A 16,572-nucleotide genomic window follows, 5' to 3' on the forward strand; every position below is an offset into this window, starting at 1 on the left:
AGAACGAGAAAGCCGGGCGCAGGGGACTGCGCCCGGCTTTTTTATTTTTGATGGATCGATGCTGCGGAGATCACGCGCCCGTATCGGGTTTGCTCGTTTCCGGAGCGTCCGCAGGCGGAGCATCCGAAGCCGGCGCGTTGGCGGCCGGCTTTGGATCAGCCGCCGCCGGCCAGGTCAGATAGTAATACTGGCTGCCGACCTGCCCGAAATAGACGTGGTTGCCGGTGTTCTTTTCGACGAAGCTGCCGTCGTCGGTTTTGACGAGCGCGCCGTGGTTGTCGCGCTCCAGATGGCTCCTCAGGAAGTCGTTCCAGTCGCTCGTCTCGGTCGTCCGGCCGGGCTTGCCTTCGAGGTCTTGGTCCTCGTCGGCCACGTCCCACGCCTTGATCGTCACGCCCTTTGTCGGGTCGGTGACCTGCAGCGTGCCGTTGTCGAATGCTTCGAACATCGCCGCTTCCTGGCTGTTCCCACCCTTGGCCTCGGCGGCGGCGGTGAGGTTCTGCTTCAGCAGCGCCATGAAGGATGACGTGGTGATGTCGGTGCTTGCGAGCGTCGAATCCGAAGCGTCGGTATCGCTGGTCTGGTTCGCGGGCAAGCCGTTCAGTAGAGCAGTCAACGCCGAGCGCGACTGAGAGGGAAGGCTCGAGAAATCGCCGTTGGCGAAGGAAGAATCGTCGGAGCCGGCCAGCCCGTCGGAAGAGGGTTCCCCGCCGTGCAGCACCTGCAGCGCCAGTTGCGATGAGAGAAGTCTTGTCGAATCAACTAATGAAACCATTGAAACCTCTTTGAATTAGGAAATCGATTTGCCTGCCAAGCCGCAGAAGCAATCGGAACGGGAAACTGTCCGCAGCATCGAAATGTCCGTCTCGATGTGGTGATCGAGACGGATATCCTTTTGTAGAGAATTCAATAGTCGCGCAGCGTTGTGTGTGGCTTGCGTGCTGAACAGGTCGGGAGCCGGGCACAGGGGACTGCGCCCGGCTTTTTGCCAGCATCTTTGCCTGACAATCAGATCATAAATTGACTGCTGTTTGGAATGTGACCCTCCGGCGTCAGGTCATCGACGGCCTTTGGAAGATCTTTTGAAAGGCGGCTCAGGATTTCGTCCGCGCTGAGCCCCGTCTTGGAGGAGATCTCCTCCAGAACATCCGGGCCAATCGCCTGCGAGAGCTGGCGGTCGTCGATCGGCTTGTTCTCGCCGGGCGATACCCAGGAATCCGCCGTATCGCCATAGCCATTCTTGCTGAACTGATCGAGCAGACCGCCAAGGCCGCCGCTCAAAACGCCGCCGGCAGAGCCGCCTTTGATAAGGTTACCGAGACCGCCGCCGGCAAGTCCGCCCAGAAGTCCGCCCAGACCGCCGTCCGATGACTGGGATGGTATTCCGGGCTGCGCACCGGGTGTTTGCGGCTGTGCGCCGCCCTGCGTAAGCTCCCTCAATGCCGAGGCGATCTTATCGCGATTCTGGTAGCCAGCCACGGCGAGTATGCCGAGCAATGCGGTGAGATTTCTCCGATCCATGATGTCCTCCCGTTGAGTTGGGCCGCATTCGACCAATGCCCCGGAATGCGGGAATGCACGGAAGGTGAGTTAGTTCCTGCGTCGTAAAATTCAACGTACGGGCTGCAACAGGCGTAGCGCATTGATCGTCACCAGCACCGTCGCTCCCGTGTCAGCGAGGATCGCAGGCCACAACCCGGTAATGCCGACGATGGTCGTGACAAGGAAGACCACCTTGAGGCCGAGCGCGATGGTGATGTTTTCGAAGATGTTTCGCATCGTTCGCCTGGAAAGGGCGATCATCGCCGCTACGTCGCCGACGCGGCCGTGCAGCACCGCCGCGTCGGCAGTCTCAAGCGCCACATCCGTCCCGCCGCCCATGGCGATGCCGACATCGGCTGCCGCGAGGGCAGGGGCGTCGTTGATACCGTCGCCGACCTTGGCCACGAGAAAGCCTTCGCGCTTCAATTCGCCGACGATGCGCTGCTTGTCTTCAGGCATGAGTTCGGCGCGTACGTCGATACCGAGCTGCTCGCCGATTGCTCTCGCCGTACGTTCATTGTCGCCGGTTAGCATCAAGGTCCGGACGCCGGCATCGGTCAAGGCCCTTAGCCCAGTTCTTGCATCCTCGCGTGGCTCGTCGCGCATGGCGATCAACCCGGCGACTTTCCCGTTGATGAGGAGGACCGAAACGGTTTTGCCCTGCTCGTTCAGTGCAGCAATCTGCTCGTCCTGTTCGGCCGTTAGCGCACCCGTCAGGCGGGCTGCCGCCGGAGAGAGAAGGGCGAGTTCTTCGCCTCCCACGCGACCGGTCATGCCTTTGCCGGGAACGGCTTCCACCTCGAACGCCGGTGGGACGGGCACCTTGTCGTTCTTCGCGCGCTCCAGGATTGCCAGCGCAAGCGGGTGGCTGGAGCTTCTTTCCAGGACGGCGGCACGCGAAAGCACCTGTGCCTCCGTCCGCTCGAAGGGCACGATGTCTGTAACCCTTGGCTTACCTTCCGTCAGTGTGCCCGTCTTGTCGAGCGCGACGGCCGTCACCTTGCCGAGCGTTTCCAATACCGCACCGCCCTTCATCAGCAATCCGCGCCGTGCGCCTGCCGACAGCGAAGCTGCAATTGCAGCGGGCGTCGAGATCACCAGCGCGCAGGGGCAGCCGATAAGCAGGATCGCGAGCCCCTTGTAGACCCATTCGTCCCACGCGCCGCCTGCAAGCAGCGGCGGCAGGATCGCGACGAGTGCCGCGACCACGACGACACCCGGCGTGTAGTAGCGCGAGAAACGATCGATGAAGCGCTCGGTCGGCGCCTTCGATTCCTGTGCTTCCTCGACGAGTTTGACGACGCGGGCAATCGTATTGTCGGCGGCCGCGGCGGTGACGCGAATGCGGAGCGCGGCATCGCCGTTCACGGTTCCGGCAAAGACCGCGTCATCGGCGGCCTTGCGTACCGGAACGCTTTCCCCCGTTACAGGCGCCTCGTCGATGGCGCTTTCACCCGAGACGATGACGCCGTCGGCGGAAATGCGGTCGCCCGGGCGCACGAGGATGATGGAGCCTACGGCGAGGCTTTCCGCCGGCACTTCTCGCGTCTCGCCAGCTTCGTCCAGCAGGGCACTCTTCGGCACGAGCGCCGTCAGCGATTGGATGCTCGCCCGCGCCTTTCCGGCAGCGATGCCTTCAAGCAGTTCACCGACCAGGAACAGGAAGACGACGGCAGCAGCCTCCTCTGCGGCATGAATGATGATGGCGCCCGTCGCTGCGATCGTCATCAGCATCTCGATGGAAAAGGGCGTTCCGGCCAGTGCCGCCATGACTGCCCGGCGCGCGATGGGCGCAAGACCGATCAGCGTCGCGGCAATGAAGGCGTAGGGGGCGATTCCCGGCATGAGATGGCCAACAACGTAGGCGGCAACGAGGGCCATTCCGGACAGGATCGTCAGGCGGCCTTTCTTGCTTTGCCACCAAGAGCCGCTCAGCGATCCATGGTCATGGCCATGCAGCTCTGCGGCTTCCCTTTCAGGGTGCGCGTGCTCATGATCGGAATGGTCATGATGATGACCGGCATGATCGTGGCCATGGGCGTGCAAAGTATGGTCATGGTTCGGCGTCTTCCCGTGCATTGGCACAACCGAGTAACCGAGACCGGTCACTTTCTTCTCGATCGCCTTCAGATCACTGGTCCCGTCATGCCTGATGGTCATCGTGCCGCTGGTCACGGAGACCGAAACGTCCTCGACCCCGGCAATGCGGCGAACGGCCGTATCGATCTTGGCCGCACAGGATGCGCAGTCCATGCCGCCGACTCTGTATTTTGCCTGTGCCGCTTCCGCCATTTCGGATTTCCTTGTTCTTCAGCAGCTCTCTACCTACATGCTCTAGCGACTAGAGGTGCAAGAAGAAAATCATGAAAAAGATCACGATCGGCGATGCGGCGCGCCAGAGCGGCGTTAAAGTTCCGACAATCCGCTATTACGAGAGCATCGGCCTGCTTGCCGCTCCGAGCCGCAGCGAGGGTAACCAGCGTTCCTATGAACCCGCTGATGTCCGCCGGCTTGCCTTCATTCGTCATGCGCGCGAGCTCGGTTTCGAAGTCGATGCCATTCGAACCCTGCTGACGCTGCAGGACGAGCCTGATCAACCTTGCGCTTCGGCCGATGCGATCGCCAAGGCGCGGCTCATCGAGGTCGAGCAGCGTATTCGCAGTCTCATGGCTTTGAAGGCCGAGCTGGAAATGATGGTTGAAGGCTGCGGCCACGGCCGGGTCGATCAGTGCCGGGTCATCGAAGTCCTTGCCGATCACGGCCAGTGTACGCACGCGCACCACTGAACTTAAAGCGCCGCTGATCGTTTCTCCTTTCCAGTCAAGGAGGAGAGAGCGATGCCACAGATGAGTCTTTCCGATATTTCCAAGAAGATGCGCGATATCGATATGGCGATGTTGTGCACCCATACTGACGGCGGTGCCATCGCCGGGCGGCCGATGAGCAATAATCGCGACGTCGATTACGACGGCGACTCCTACTATTTCACATGGGAAGCTTCGCGCATGGTCGCTGATATCGAGAGCGATCCCAAGGTGTCTCTGACGTTCCAGGGAAAGAAAGCTTTCTCCCTCGCCGTAGAAGGCATGGCCGAAGTAATCCGCGACAAGAAGGCTTTCAAAAAGCACTGGACGGATGACCTCGACAACTGGTTCACGGACGGCATCGACACAAAAGGCGTCGCGATGATCAAGGTGCATGCCGATCGCCTTCATTACTGGAATGGCGAGGAGGACGGCGAAGTGAAGCTGAAACGGTGAATCGCCTCAGCTTTTGGAGAGGTCGCCTTGTCCTGCTCTCGCGAGCAACTCGGTGACCTCCTCGTCGCTGGTCTGGTCGAAATCCTCGTAGTGAAGGCTGACCGCCCGCAAATCTTCCGGTGCGGACAGGCAGACGATTTCGTCGACTTCCTTCTTCAGTTCCTCGATCACCGTTCGCGGCGCTACAGGGATCGCAAGCGTGACATGACCTGCACCGGCCTGCCGCAGCCCTTTCAATCCGGCTTTCACCGATGCGCCGGTGGCAATACCGTCGTCAACGAGAATGACGCTCCGGCCTGCAAGATCGATCGGCGTGCGATTGCCGAGATACGTCTTTCGACGTCTTTCGATTTCCTCTAACTGTCTCGCCGCCTCCCGTTCGAAATAGTCCAGCGAAGCTCCGCAATAGGAAAGCGTGTCTTCGTTGATCACGCGCTGCGGATTTTTTCCATCGACCACGGCACCGATGGCGAATTCCGGATAACCCGGTGCGCCGATTTTGCGTACCAGCAAGATATCGAGCGGCGCATGCAAACCGCGGGCAAGCTCAAAGGCGACCGGTACGCCGCCGCGGGGCAGACCAAGGACGACCGGGTCATCGTTCCTGGGGCCGATGGCTTCCACAAGCCTCCTGCCCGCGTCGGCACGATTGCGAAAGCGTGAGGGGTGCAGCATCGTCAAAGCCCAAAGGGGTAGGTTTCGGGCACGCCCTGCGGGCGAGCGGCCGAAAGCGGAGTTACGGCTTTCGTTTCTTCAAACCATATGTAGCAGTCGAACTGTTCGGGAAGCACGGCTTCGAAATAGTGACTGTAGAATTCGGTGTCCGGCCGGTAGACCACGCCGATAGCCCGCTCAAGGCGCCGATCCGACAGTGTCTCGCGCACCGTTCGGTCCCGGCCGCCCCGCAGATCGGTGAGCGATCTCGCTATGGCCGTCTGTCTGAAAACACGCTCATAGGAATCCGGACGCGACGGCGTGACGGCTTTGATCTGCACCGGTTGATCCCAGTCGTCGGCCGCCGCCACCGTACCCCGGTCCGTACCGAAACCGACAAGCAGTGCTTCGTCGCCATAGGCGATGCGCGCAAGTTCCCCGATGTTGAACTGGCCGTCCCAGCCCATGGCAGTGGCAGCGGCGTTGCCGATGTGCGAATTATGGGCCCATATCACTGTCTTTGCCTCCGGCCGGTGTTCCACCAGCTTCTGAAGCGTTTCGAACATGTGTTTGTCACGCAGGTTCCAGGCATCATTGCCGTGGCGGTACATCGCCCGGTAATAGTGCTCGGCGGTCGCGACGATGCGCGCGTTTTGGGCGGCATCCAGGAAGCCCTCGGCATCCTCGGCGGCATAGTCGAGTTCGCGGGCGAGCAGTTCCTGCAACTGGGCAACGACAGCCGGTTCGCATTCCTCCTGCACGCCGGAACGGATGGCGCGGGCATAGCCTGCCGGCCGCTCCTGCCAAGGCGTCAGGCATGCGTAACGGCGGCGTGCGTCGGCTGCCGCATCCGGATCGATGCGCTGGAGATAGTCGAGCACAGCCTTGATAGAGCCGTGCAGGGAGTAGATATCCAGGCCGCGGAACTCAATGCGCCGATCCGGCGTCAGGGTTTCGTTGTGACTGCGGAGCCACGAGACGAACTGCTCGAACTCGCGGTTCCGCCACATCCATTCGGGAAAGCGTACAAACGCTTCGGCATCAGATGCTCGCGCATTGCGATGGCGAGCATATCTGTCAGTGCGGGCGGCGTCGGGCCAGTCGGCCTCGACGGCAACAATGTTGAAGCCGTGATTTTCGATGAGGTTGCGCGTGATTGCGGTGCGCGCCTGGTAGAACTCAGCCGTGCCGTGCGATGCCTCGCCAAGCAGCACGACCTTCGCACCGCCGATATAAGGATCGAAGAAGGCGCCGAACTCGATCATGTAGGCTGGGTCGGGCAGCGGCTCGCATGCATGGCGGATCGCATGTGCGACGCTGTCCGCCTGGTTGGGCTTAAGCTCCAGGAGAGTCATTTGAGCCTCCTTTTGGAATGTAACTGGCTGATCGTTGGCTCGTCGGCGAGGAGGACGAGCGGTGCCGCCCATCGTTCGTTTCCTTGTACTAGAAACAAATTCCGGCTGCGATTGTTCCTAGGCAACAGGGCGGCAAGGCGCAGGCGCCTATTACAGTTTAATTGGCAGGCAGCTCCACCGACACGTCCAGGTACGCCACGGCGACATTGCTGATCGGTCGGCGGACACAATTCTCACTGCTTGGCCTATTCGATGTCGTCCTGATCGCAGCGCTTTCGGCGATCCGGATTGTTGTCGCGCTGAAGACGCTTGCAGGGGCCAATCTACGGCGCGCTCTTCTCTGACCCCAGTCTCGAGCAGTGAACCGCCGCGTTAACAGAGCCAAGTCCCCGCCTCTTGCGCGACACCGTGATCCTTTCTATATCCACGGCCACGAAGCCCGGCAGACGAGCCCGCCGGAAGCGCAGGAAAATTCGCCGCATTTGCAGGGCAAACGGCGGAGCGAAACAAGCACTGAATTGGCAGCACCCGTGAATACACTGGATTTTGACAAGAAGCCGGAAGATACGCGCGTTGTCGTCGCCATGTCGGGCGGCGTCGACAGTTCTGTCGTTGCGGGCCTTTTGAAGCGCGAGGGCTACGATGTGCTCGGCATCACGCTACAGCTCTACGATCATGGCGCTGCCGTTCACCGCGCCGGTTCCTGCTGTGCCGGGCAGGACATCGACGATGCTCGCCGCGTCTGCGAGACGCTCGGTATTCCCCACTACGTACTCGATTACGAGAAGCGCTTCCGCGACACGGTCATCAATCCTTTCATGGAGAGCTATGTCGCCGGGGAGACGCCGATCCCCTGCGTCTCCTGCAATCAAACCGTCAAGTTCGCCGATCTTCTGGCGACCGCCAAGGAACTCGGCGCAGACGCTTTGGCGACCGGCCACTACATCCGCTCGCGGCCGAACCCGGCGCCGGGCAACCTTGGCCGTCGCGCGCTTTATCGCCCCGCCGATGCCGATCGCGATCAGAGCTACTTCCTCTTTGCGACCACCCAGGAGCAGATTGATTACCTGCGTTTCCCGCTCGGCGGACTGCCGAAGGCGGAGACCCGCAGGCTTGCCGAGGAAATGGGCCTCGTCGTCGCCAAGAAGGCGGACAGCCAGGACATCTGTTTCGTGCCACAGGGCAAGTATTCGGACGTCATCAACAAGCTTAAGCCGAATTCCGCTCTTGCGGGCGAGATCGTGCATCTCGACGGCCGCGTGCTCGGCAGCCATGAGGGCATTCTGCACTATACGATCGGCCAACGTCGTGGCATCGGCGTTGCCACCGGCGAGCCGCTCTATGTCGTTTTTCTCGATGCGCGCTCCCGCCGGGTCATTGTCGGCCCGAAGGAAGCGCTGGAGACACATCGCGTCTACCTCCGCGACGTCAACTGGCTGGGCGACGAGCCGCTCGAACAGGCGGCGGCCGGCGAAGGTTTTGCCTGCTACGCGAAGGTTCGCTCCACGCGCGCGCCCGCACCTGCCGTTCTCCATGCTAATGCGGGCGGCATCTATGTCGACCTGACGATCGGCGAGGCCGGCGTCGCGCCCGGCCAGGCCTGCGCACTCTATTCGGCACCGGGCGACGATGCCCGCGTCTTCGGCGGCGGTTTCGTCGAGCGTTCCGAGCGCGAGCCTGCGGCGGAAGCTTCGTTGAAAGCCTTGCTTGCCAGCCCGGTTGCCGCCTGAACCGGGCACGAAAAGGACAAGTGGCCAGGTCGCGGTTTTCTTGAAATCACCTGCTTGACACCAGACAGGACCGCACCTTATAAGCCGCACATCCCACGAGCCGACGCTTCGCGACCGGCATCGTTGACCAGTGGCGGAGTAGCTCAGTAGGTCAGAGCAGAGGAATCATAATCCTTGTGTCGGGGGTTCAAATCCCTCCTCCGCTACCATACGTCCCTCCCGGTATTTCGGCTCTACTTCCGACGAGCACGGTGTAGCCCGCCGCGGGTGTAGCCGGACGCGAAATTCCGGAATTTTGACACGCAATTCCGGAATTTTCAAAATCCATTCAAGGGCCGTTTGCGGGGCAGAGCTGCATCATTTCAGCTTTTAAAACACATCATCCTGCCGCGACTACTTGCTGCTCGGCGCGTGCTGCAATTCTCTCGTAGGCGCGATGTACTGGCTCGTACGGGTCCGATACTGGCTCGAAGGGATGCATCCCGAGGCGTAGAAGAGCCTTCAGGTGATCGCGGCCGGACTCGAAACCCACGACCGGTGCAAACGGCTTCATCGCAAGACTGTCGGGATAGAGGCGGGCGAATTCAGCGAAGTTCGTGAAGTGTTCGTGATTGCCGCCGCCGGGAAGGTAACTCTCGGCGGGCGCTCCTTCGGCGAGGATCACTTCATGGCTTTCGAGCATCACGTGGAAGTATTCGATCGCCTCCCCGTCCGCAGGCGGGGCCGGCACAATGGAGATCCCATTGACGAGGAATTTCGCGAGGATGAGGTCACCATCGATAAACAGGGCATGGCCGGGGGAGAGATATAGATCCCTATGAGGGGTCCGGTCATCCAGCGCATGCCGTGAAATGCGGATCGGGACGACGTCGGAATTCCAGGACCGACCACTTCGCTTATAGAGCGTACGACCAATCCATTTAACTGGCATGGCCCGCCCATGTGCGGTTCCGACAAGATCGCCGATCTGAATATCCTCGACGCGGACCTCCCCTGTCGGTGTCAAGATAGAGGTGCCGCGGAGAAAGCACGGGTGACGGCTATTGCCGCCCTGCTCGTTGCCGCCCTGATTTTCACCCTGCTCGTTGCCGCCCTGATGAGCTTGAGCGCTGAACGAAGGTAATATCGTCGATGCGGCGATACCCATTGCCGCAACTCTGGCACCTGTGGCAGCGGCGAGACCGAGGAAATGGCGACGCGCGTGATCGAGCTGTGATGGTCGTTTTGTCGACATAGCTTTCTCCTTTTGGGCTAATTTTGTGGAAGTATCTCTGCCGCTATCTTCTAGCTAAATCGCTATCTGACAAAGGTATCACATTGGCTGTTCAGCACAGCCATTGCGATAATCATCCGACCAAAGGAGTAGGCTGCTGAGCCTTTTGAGGAGGGTTCAGAATAGGCGTGGATGTTAATGCGCCATAGCTGTGCTGTTCAGCTTCTTCGAATAGGGGGCCATCGTACGGTAGTATACCGGAACTCGCCTACGATTTAGCTGTTTCTAATATCTAAGCCAGACACTGCGCGTCCGTTTCAGGAGGAACGTGTCATGTTAAAGTTCAGACGGCGCTTCCAGACAACGCCTCGAAGCCAGCTTTCACCACAAAATATCGATGCTGATGTGAGCCTAGATCCTGCTCTCGTCTGCTCATCGGCCGTTTCCCTTTCCACGTCAGCACTCTTTGCAGCTCTGATGCTGTATCTTGAGCAGAAAGGCATCTTGTCCACCCAGGATCACCAAATGATTTATCAGCTCGCGGTCTCCCTGCTGGACACCGGTCCAGCCGACGACGGTGGCGTGACCGAGCTGGCACGCAGCATCATCAAAGAGCAGCTTAGGCCGAATTGAGTAACGCCCTTGGACGGGAACATTAGCGGCATCTGATCGTTGTGTGTTTGGGATCGCGTGGAAGCAACTCAATGCTTTGACCCTTCCGCGCCCTTTTTGGAAGACCGCGCGATCCTCTGGATCAGATTGCCCCCGTTCGGCGGGGCTTCTTTTGATACATGAGCGATGGGGACCTTGCCAATGTACACGCAATATCAAGCAAGGCGCGACGAAGACGGGACGTGGTCGATCGTCGACGTGAGGACTGGCAGGATCGCTGTTATTGCTGAAGCCATGACGCTCAAGCACCTTGATGAGACGACCGCTATGGAGATTATGGACGCCTTACACCCCCGCAACCAATCTCCACAGTTCGCACGGTCTCGTTTTCTCCGTACGGTATCGAACGGGAACGATCACTAACGCTGATCGTGGATGAGGTAGACCGCGCGGTAGGCTTCCTTACCTCAGCCTGTGATGATGGTCTCATCGCCGCGAGTTCTCCATGTCCCTAACCTGCCCGCTTCGGTGGGTTTTTTTGGAACATTACCGAACCAGCCTTGTTAGCACAAATTCGGCCGCGTGGCAGTTCTTCCTGTTCAACCGGATGACACTCCTATCCGGGTGCCGCGTGGCAAACCCGCGCTGAATGCCTAGGGGATCCATGAGGTGCGGCAAGGGCTCGCTTTTCCGTAGGGCGGGCCCTTCGATCGCTAGATAACGGCTTACCTAAATCCTAATTAATCATTGACGAGCACGCTTGGCTGGAGCTTCATTTAGATGCTGCTGCGCCAACCCACAGCGCCCGGCCACGGCAACGCTCAGGTCCAAACTGTCCGCTGCCGTGGCATGCGACAGAGCACGCCTCCTTTGAACCTTTTGGACGATCCCTGGTCGTACCGCTTTCAGCTGACCGACCCAATGATCGGCTCTTTGGCCGACGCTTCGACGCCCCCGGCAACGGAATATGTGAGAGCAGCCTCCGCGAACTGAAAGCGGCTAAAGGTCTCGCGGATCTGCGGAACGTCATTGATCGACAGAATGAAGCTGCCTTTGATCCGGCTGAGGCGCTCGGCCATGACTTCGAACTGGTCCCTGCCGAATAGCGTCTTCCCATAATCGCCCTCACTGCCGAAATAGGGCGGATCGAGATAGAACAGCGTACCCGGCCGATGGTAGCGGTCGATGAAGGCCAGCCAGTCAAGGTTCTCGATGACGACGCCGGCAAGACGTTCATGGACGTCTTCGAGCAGGGGAGCCAGCCGCGTGAGATTAAACCGCGCGCTGCCCGTCGTATCCACGCCGAAATTCTGCCTGGTGACCTTGCCGCCGAAGGCCAGCTTCTGCAGATAGATGAAACGCGCAGCGCGTTCGAGATCTGTGAGAGTGGCGGGATCGCAGCTTTTGAGACGCTCGAATTCTCGGCGGCTTGTGATCTGGAATTTCAGGGTATCCATGAACTGCGGATAGTGCCGCTGCAGGATCCGGAAGAGGTTGACCACCTCGCCATTGCGGTCGTTGATCACCTCGCCACGCGGCACTCTGGTGCGCCGGAAAAACACCCCGCCCATGCCGACAAACGGCTCGGCATAGATGGAATGCGGTACGTCAGCGATCATCTTCACCAGTCGCGGCGCGAGCGTCCGCTTGCCGCCGATCCAGGCGGCTGGAGGTTGCGTGTTGGGGACATCCCGCCACTCATCGCTATTCACCATTTCAAATATCTCACGACTCAGTCACGCATTCCCGGCCCTGCAGGGTACGGGCGTGACGGTTGTGCAAATCTGCCGAGCAGACACGCGGTCAGCCTTCGCCGACGAACGGGGACAGATCGTCACCTTTCCATAGGCTGAGAAAGAGGAGGTCACAATGTCGCCGCAACTGACGATTTGCCTTGCGCGCGATTCCAACGGCTCGGGAGCCTTCCTTCATGATGAAATTCAGAATACTCGCCTTGGTGATGGCGATCATCGCGGCGGCTTGGCCCGCCCTTGCGGCACAATCGCCATCCGATCCGCTTGTCGGTCGGGCGTGGGTCGAAACGAAACCGCAGACTGGTCTTCCCGGCGTCATGCTGGTCTTCCTCGCCGACGGCACGCTTTTGATCGATTCGTGCTGGGAAACATACGCGCTGCGGAAATGGACCCGTACTTCGAAGGACGAGATCTCGTGGGACGAGGACGGCGCCCGGATCACGGCGAAGGTTCAGGCAGTTTCGCAATCGCAGCTTACGCTGCGGGTAAAGGCAGGCAGGGATTTGATCGAACACCGGTATACTGCCGGCAAGGCCCCTTTTGTGTGCCCAGAAATGAAGCGGTGAAGCATCAGTGCGGCCGGCGCCTATCGAGAAAGCCGGCCGAGAGGACACTGGGTAGGGAACGCTAACCTATCAGCCAAGAGGCTGGCTGGCCTTCCGTTAGGTAAAATTGACATCGTGGACGATTGAAGCGACGCTGGTGAACAGCGATTCGAATCGCGATTCCCTTCCTTTCGGCGGTTCGCATCGTCCCACGCGCAGCCCCTCTTTTATCGTTTGGAGTCGAAAGAGCTATCAAAGGATAAATGCCATGATACCTTCGAGTCTCTTCCACGATCTCATCGATGCCCAAATCGCCTTCAAAGTCGTGCAGAGGAACCTTAACGGTCCGAACTTCGTCTTCAGCGTACCGCGGGCGAAGGACGGGCAACTCCGGCTGACGATGCTTGGAGGTCAGGCCCTCGTCGGTTCGACGGAAGCCGTGCTGGCTCGCCTGAACGCGCTTCTCTGCGAGAACGCCACGAGCCAGCCGCAGACGCTGTCACTCAGGCATGCCCCCGCCTCGGATAGTGGCAAGATCATAAGTTTTGTGATCCGTCCCGAGGCAGACAAGGGCAGGCAGCAGGGTATTCCTGACGAACTGTCTGTCGAATGCCATATCATGACTGGCGACTATCCGAACGTCGACCGCGAGATGGCGGTGGTGAGTGCAGTTGTAGGGAAGAAACAGAGCCTTCACCTTATGGAACTGGTTGGCAAGGACAACTTCCAGGAGATCAGCCGGCTATCCCCTCATGCCCTTCCAAGGGAAATCCACGAGAAACTGGCGACGAATGGCTATTACGAAGAAAGCTTCGTCGCCCTGTATGGAGAGGAGGCTCTCGAGAGAGCAAAAATAGAGCTGGAGGCGGCCTACAGTAACTGGACCGCCGCCGTCCTCGACGTCCTACACGCGCGTCGTCAAGGACTGATGTAGTCTCTAGAAGCGTTGCGGACTGGCTCCGAGGCCATGATGAGGTCGCGTCGCAGCGCCGGCGCGTAGGAGCTATTGCCGGAAAGATGCGGCAAAGACTTCGGCCAGCCGCTCGATCCCCGCCTGATCGTCTTGATCGAAGCGTGATGGAATCGGGCTATCGAGATCGATGACGCCTATGATCTCGTCCGCATGTCGAATTGGCACCACCAGTTCCGAGCGCGATGCCGCATCGCAGGCGATATGGCCTGGAAATGCGTGAACGTCCTCCACCAGGATGGAAGCCCGCTCGTTGACGGCGGTCCCGCAAACGCCGCGACCGACAGGAATGCGAACGCAGGCCGGCTTGCCCTGGAACGGTCCGAGCACCAGTTCGTCGTCCTTCAGGAAATAGAAGCCCGCCCAATTGAGGTCCGGCATCATCTGAAACATCAGGGCCGACGCATTGGCGGCATTGGCGACCGTGTCGGTTTCTCCTTCCAGGAACGCCTGCAGTTGCTGCGCCAGCACACGGTAGAACTCCGGCTTGTCGGCGGTCTCGATCAACGCTGTCTGGAACATTGCCACGCTCCTATCTTCATATCCTAGCCCGATGTAGGCTCTCTCTTCTTCTTTGCCAATGGCCCAAGCGCGGGCGATATGCGGACGCTCCACCGCCTGCCGGCATTTTGCGGTGGTCGTTGTGTTAAGAGTTTCGACTTCGGTATCGTAGCGCATCGACTAGCACGGCGAATGCCGAGGTAGGCTGCCGTCGGTTTACCGGAACTGTGCGCCTCGATGCGCAGTTCGCTGGCGACAACGCGGCTCGGGTTGGCGGCGCTGCCGTGACCCTTGACCGGGTGCCCGAACCAATTGGCATACGCATCCCTTGGGGTAGATGCTGATCGTCACGTCCGGACTAGGCTGGCAGCAGCGGCAGGCTTACGATCGAGGTCGACAACGCCATTCTCGCCAGCGCGAGGGGGTCGGTGCGCGACAGTATCTCATGCTGGCTGTGACCGACACCGGCTCGGGCATGTCGAAGGACGTCACGGCAAAGGTGTTCCACCGGCACGGATCGGGGCCTGGAGCTGGAGGACTCGTCCGGGACGGCGCCGCTGCCGAAACCGCATGGCATGGACGAGCTGAAGGCGGCGCTGGAGGCGGTCGAATAGCAGGCGCATGTCTCGTCGCAAAACTCGGCCAGCCGGGCGACGCCCATGCGTTCCATTTCTCTCGGAACAATTCTCCAGCTCGTGCTGTTGCGCCTCGATCGACACACTGGAGGCGCTTATGATCAACGACCTTTGGTACAAGAACGCCATTGTCTATTGCTTGTCCGTCGAGACATTCATGGACGCCAACGGAGACGGGGTAGGCGACTTTCAAGGGCTTGCGCGGCGCCTGGACTATCTCGCGGGCCTGGGCGTTACGGCGATCTGGCTGATGCCGTTCCAGACTTCGCCGGGCAAGGATGACGGTTACGATGTCTCCGACTACTATAATGTCGATCCCCGCTATGGCACGCTTGGTGACTTCGTTGAATTCACGCATGGAGCCAAGCAACGCGGCATCAGGGTTCTGATCGACCTTGTGGTCAACCACACTTCGGATCAGCACGCCTGGTTTCAGGAGGCGCGGCGCGACGAGAACTCCCGCTATCGCGATTGGTATGTGTGGTCGAAAGAAAAGCCGAAGAACGCTGACGAGGGAATGGTGTTTCCCGGCGTCCAGAAGACGACCTGGACTTATGACGACAAAGCCAAGGAATATTACTTTCATCGCTTCTACGAGTTCCAGCCCGACCTCAACACGGCAAATCCGCATGTCCAGGCGGAAATCCTGAAGATCATGGGATTTTGGATACAGCTCGGCGTCTCCGGCTTCCGGATGGATGCCGTGCCGTTCGTGATCGGCACGAAGGGCGCGGACGTCACCCGGCCGCAAGAGCAATTCAATATGCTGCGGACGTTCCGCGAATTCCTGCAATGGCGACAGGGCGACTGCATCATCCTCGCCGAGGCAAACGTACTACCGAAGACCGATTTGGAGTATTTCGGGCAAGATGGCGACCGGATGCACATGATGTTCAATTTCCAGGTCAATCAGACGCTGTTCTACGCACTCGCGAACGCTGATTGCCAGCCGCTCGTGAAAGCTCTGGAGGCCACGCGCACGCGGCCCGAAACCGCCCAATGGGGTCTCTTCCTCAGAAACCACGACGAGCTCGATCTCGGCCGCTTGAGCGAAAAGCAGCGCGACGCAGTGTTTGCGGCGTTTGGACCCGAGAAAGATATGCAGCTCTATGATCGCGGGATCAGAAGGCGTTTGGCGCCGATGATGGACGGCGACGAAGACCGAATACGCATGGCATACAGCCTGATGTTTTCGCTGCCCGGGACCCCCGTGCTACGCTATGGCGACGAGATCGGCATGGGCGACGATTTATCGCTGCCGGAGCGCAACTGCGCACGCACGCCGATGCAGTGGTCGACCGAGCCCCAGGCAGGATTCACGAAGAGCGGCAAGCCGGTGCTGCCAGTGATATCCGGTGGACCCTATGGCTACGAGCACATCAACGTGGCGGATCAGCGAAAGAGCCCGGAGTCCATGTTGAACTGGATGGAGCGGCTGATCAGGATGCGCAAAGAAGCTCCTGAAATTGGCTGGGGCGCGTACACGTGCGTCGAGGTTGACCAGAAGGGTGTCCTGGCAATTCGCTACGACTGGCGCGACAATTCGGTCCTCGTTGTTCACAATCTCAACTCGAAGCCTGTGGAGGTGGAGATCGATCCCGGCGTCAAGGATACCGGAGACCTTCTGGTCGACATTGCGGATGGGAGCGACAGCAAGGCGGGCGAGGGCGGCAAACATTGCCTCTATCTCGAGGGCTTTGCCCACAAATGGTTCCGCGTCGGAGGCCTCGATTACCTGCTTCGTCGCACCGAGCTTTGAGAAGACAATGGGGATGCCCTCCCGATGGCGATCGGATCGAGC

The 16,572-nt window shown here is 59.9% G+C and carries 15 protein-coding genes and 1 tRNA gene; 8 read left to right on the plus strand and 8 right to left on the minus strand.

Translation table 11 applies throughout. From position 1 onward, the window contains the following. Window positions 1-70: 70 nt before the first annotated feature. The 3 genes from HGP14_RS19805 to HGP14_RS19815 form a co-directional block, all read right to left on the minus strand. Window positions 71-775 (minus strand): hypothetical protein, encoded by a 705-nt coding sequence (locus HGP14_RS19805; protein ID WP_168831588.1) that lies wholly within the window; start codon window positions 773-775, stop codon window positions 71-73. A 233-nt stretch (window positions 776-1,008) separates the two neighbouring features. Then, a complete protein-coding gene (locus tag HGP14_RS19810) occupies window positions 1,009-1,521 on the minus strand; it encodes a YidB family protein (protein ID WP_168831589.1) in 513 nt (170 codons plus the stop codon). 90 nt (window positions 1,522-1,611) lie between these two features. After that, window positions 1,612-3,834 carry a heavy metal translocating P-type ATPase gene (locus HGP14_RS19815; protein WP_168831590.1) on the minus strand — a complete coding sequence of 741 codons (2,223 nt, stop codon included), beginning with the start codon at window positions 3,832-3,834 and terminating at the stop codon, window positions 1,612-1,614. Between the two features lie 71 nt (window positions 3,835-3,905). Here HGP14_RS19815 and HGP14_RS19820 point away from each other — a divergent pair, with 71 nt between their 5' ends. Together HGP14_RS19820 and HGP14_RS19825 are read left to right on the plus strand one after the other, a co-directional pair. Beyond that, the gene (locus HGP14_RS19820; RefSeq protein ID WP_168831591.1) at window positions 3,906-4,328 is read left to right on the plus strand and encodes a MerR family transcriptional regulator; all 423 of its coding nucleotides are present in this window, start codon (window positions 3,906-3,908) and stop codon (window positions 4,326-4,328) included. A 51-nt stretch (window positions 4,329-4,379) separates the two neighbouring features. Next, entirely contained in the window at window positions 4,380-4,802 is a 423-nt protein-coding gene (locus tag HGP14_RS19825) for a pyridoxamine 5'-phosphate oxidase family protein (protein ID WP_168831592.1), read from the plus strand. A gap of 6 nt (window positions 4,803-4,808) precedes the next feature. On the opposite strand, the gene HGP14_RS19830 is transcribed toward HGP14_RS19825, so the two are convergent. Continuing rightward, window positions 4,809-5,477 carry a phosphoribosyltransferase gene (locus tag HGP14_RS19830; RefSeq protein ID WP_168831593.1) on the minus strand — a complete coding sequence of 223 codons (669 nt, stop codon included), beginning with the start codon at window positions 5,475-5,477 and terminating at the stop codon, window positions 4,809-4,811. A gap of 2 nt (window positions 5,478-5,479) precedes the next feature. After that, window positions 5,480-6,811, minus strand: a complete 1,332-nt coding sequence (locus tag HGP14_RS19835; protein WP_168831594.1) for an erythromycin esterase family protein — start codon at window positions 6,809-6,811, stop codon at window positions 5,480-5,482. Between the two features lie 530 nt (window positions 6,812-7,341). Between HGP14_RS19835 and mnmA the strand changes: the two genes are divergently transcribed. Both mnmA and HGP14_RS19845 read left to right on the plus strand, forming a co-directional pair. Then, a complete protein-coding gene (gene mnmA, locus HGP14_RS19840) occupies window positions 7,342-8,541 on the plus strand; it encodes a tRNA 2-thiouridine(34) synthase MnmA (RefSeq protein WP_168831595.1) in 1,200 nt (399 codons plus the stop codon). 132 nt (window positions 8,542-8,673) lie between these two features. Then, window positions 8,674-8,750: transfer RNA gene (locus HGP14_RS19845), tRNA-Met, on the plus strand. 170 nt (window positions 8,751-8,920) lie between these two features. Here HGP14_RS19845 and HGP14_RS19850 read toward each other — a convergent pair. Then, the gene (locus HGP14_RS19850) at window positions 8,921-9,775 is read right to left on the minus strand and encodes a Hint domain-containing protein (RefSeq protein ID WP_168831596.1); all 855 of its coding nucleotides are present in this window, start codon (window positions 9,773-9,775) and stop codon (window positions 8,921-8,923) included. A gap of 312 nt (window positions 9,776-10,087) precedes the next feature. Here HGP14_RS19850 and HGP14_RS19855 point away from each other — a divergent pair, with 312 nt between their 5' ends. Then, entirely contained in the window at window positions 10,088-10,387 is a 300-nt protein-coding gene (locus HGP14_RS19855; RefSeq protein WP_168831597.1) for a hypothetical protein, read from the plus strand. A gap of 884 nt (window positions 10,388-11,271) precedes the next feature. On the opposite strand, the gene HGP14_RS19860 is transcribed toward HGP14_RS19855, so the two are convergent. Then, window positions 11,272-12,081, minus strand: coding sequence for a DNA adenine methylase (locus HGP14_RS19860; RefSeq protein ID WP_168831598.1), 810 nt, complete (start codon window positions 12,079-12,081; stop codon window positions 11,272-11,274). 215 nt (window positions 12,082-12,296) lie between these two features. Here HGP14_RS19860 and HGP14_RS19865 point away from each other — a divergent pair, with 215 nt between their 5' ends. Together HGP14_RS19865 and HGP14_RS19870 are read left to right on the plus strand one after the other, a co-directional pair. Then, window positions 12,297-12,686, plus strand: coding sequence for a hypothetical protein (locus HGP14_RS19865; RefSeq protein WP_168831599.1), 390 nt, complete (start codon window positions 12,297-12,299; stop codon window positions 12,684-12,686). Window positions 12,687-12,933: 247 nt separating this feature from the next. After that, on the plus strand, window positions 12,934-13,599 hold the full coding sequence (locus HGP14_RS19870) for a hypothetical protein (RefSeq protein WP_168831600.1): 666 nt from the start codon (window positions 12,934-12,936) through the stop codon (window positions 13,597-13,599). 69 nt (window positions 13,600-13,668) lie between these two features. On the opposite strand, the gene HGP14_RS19875 is transcribed toward HGP14_RS19870, so the two are convergent. Then, entirely contained in the window at window positions 13,669-14,157 is a 489-nt protein-coding gene (locus HGP14_RS19875; RefSeq protein ID WP_168831601.1) for a GAF domain-containing protein, read from the minus strand. A gap of 711 nt (window positions 14,158-14,868) precedes the next feature. On the opposite strand from HGP14_RS19875, the gene HGP14_RS19885 reads away from it, so the two are divergent. Further along, window positions 14,869-16,530: an alpha-amylase family protein gene (locus HGP14_RS19885; protein ID WP_168831602.1), complete on the plus strand. Its 1,662-nt coding sequence runs from the start codon at window positions 14,869-14,871 to the stop codon at window positions 16,528-16,530. The last annotated feature ends 42 nt before the right edge of the window (window positions 16,531-16,572 follow it).

The sequence above is a fragment of the Rhizobium sp. P32RR-XVIII genome (assembly GCF_012641395.1).
Classification (GTDB): domain Bacteria; phylum Pseudomonadota; class Alphaproteobacteria; order Rhizobiales; family Rhizobiaceae; genus Rhizobium.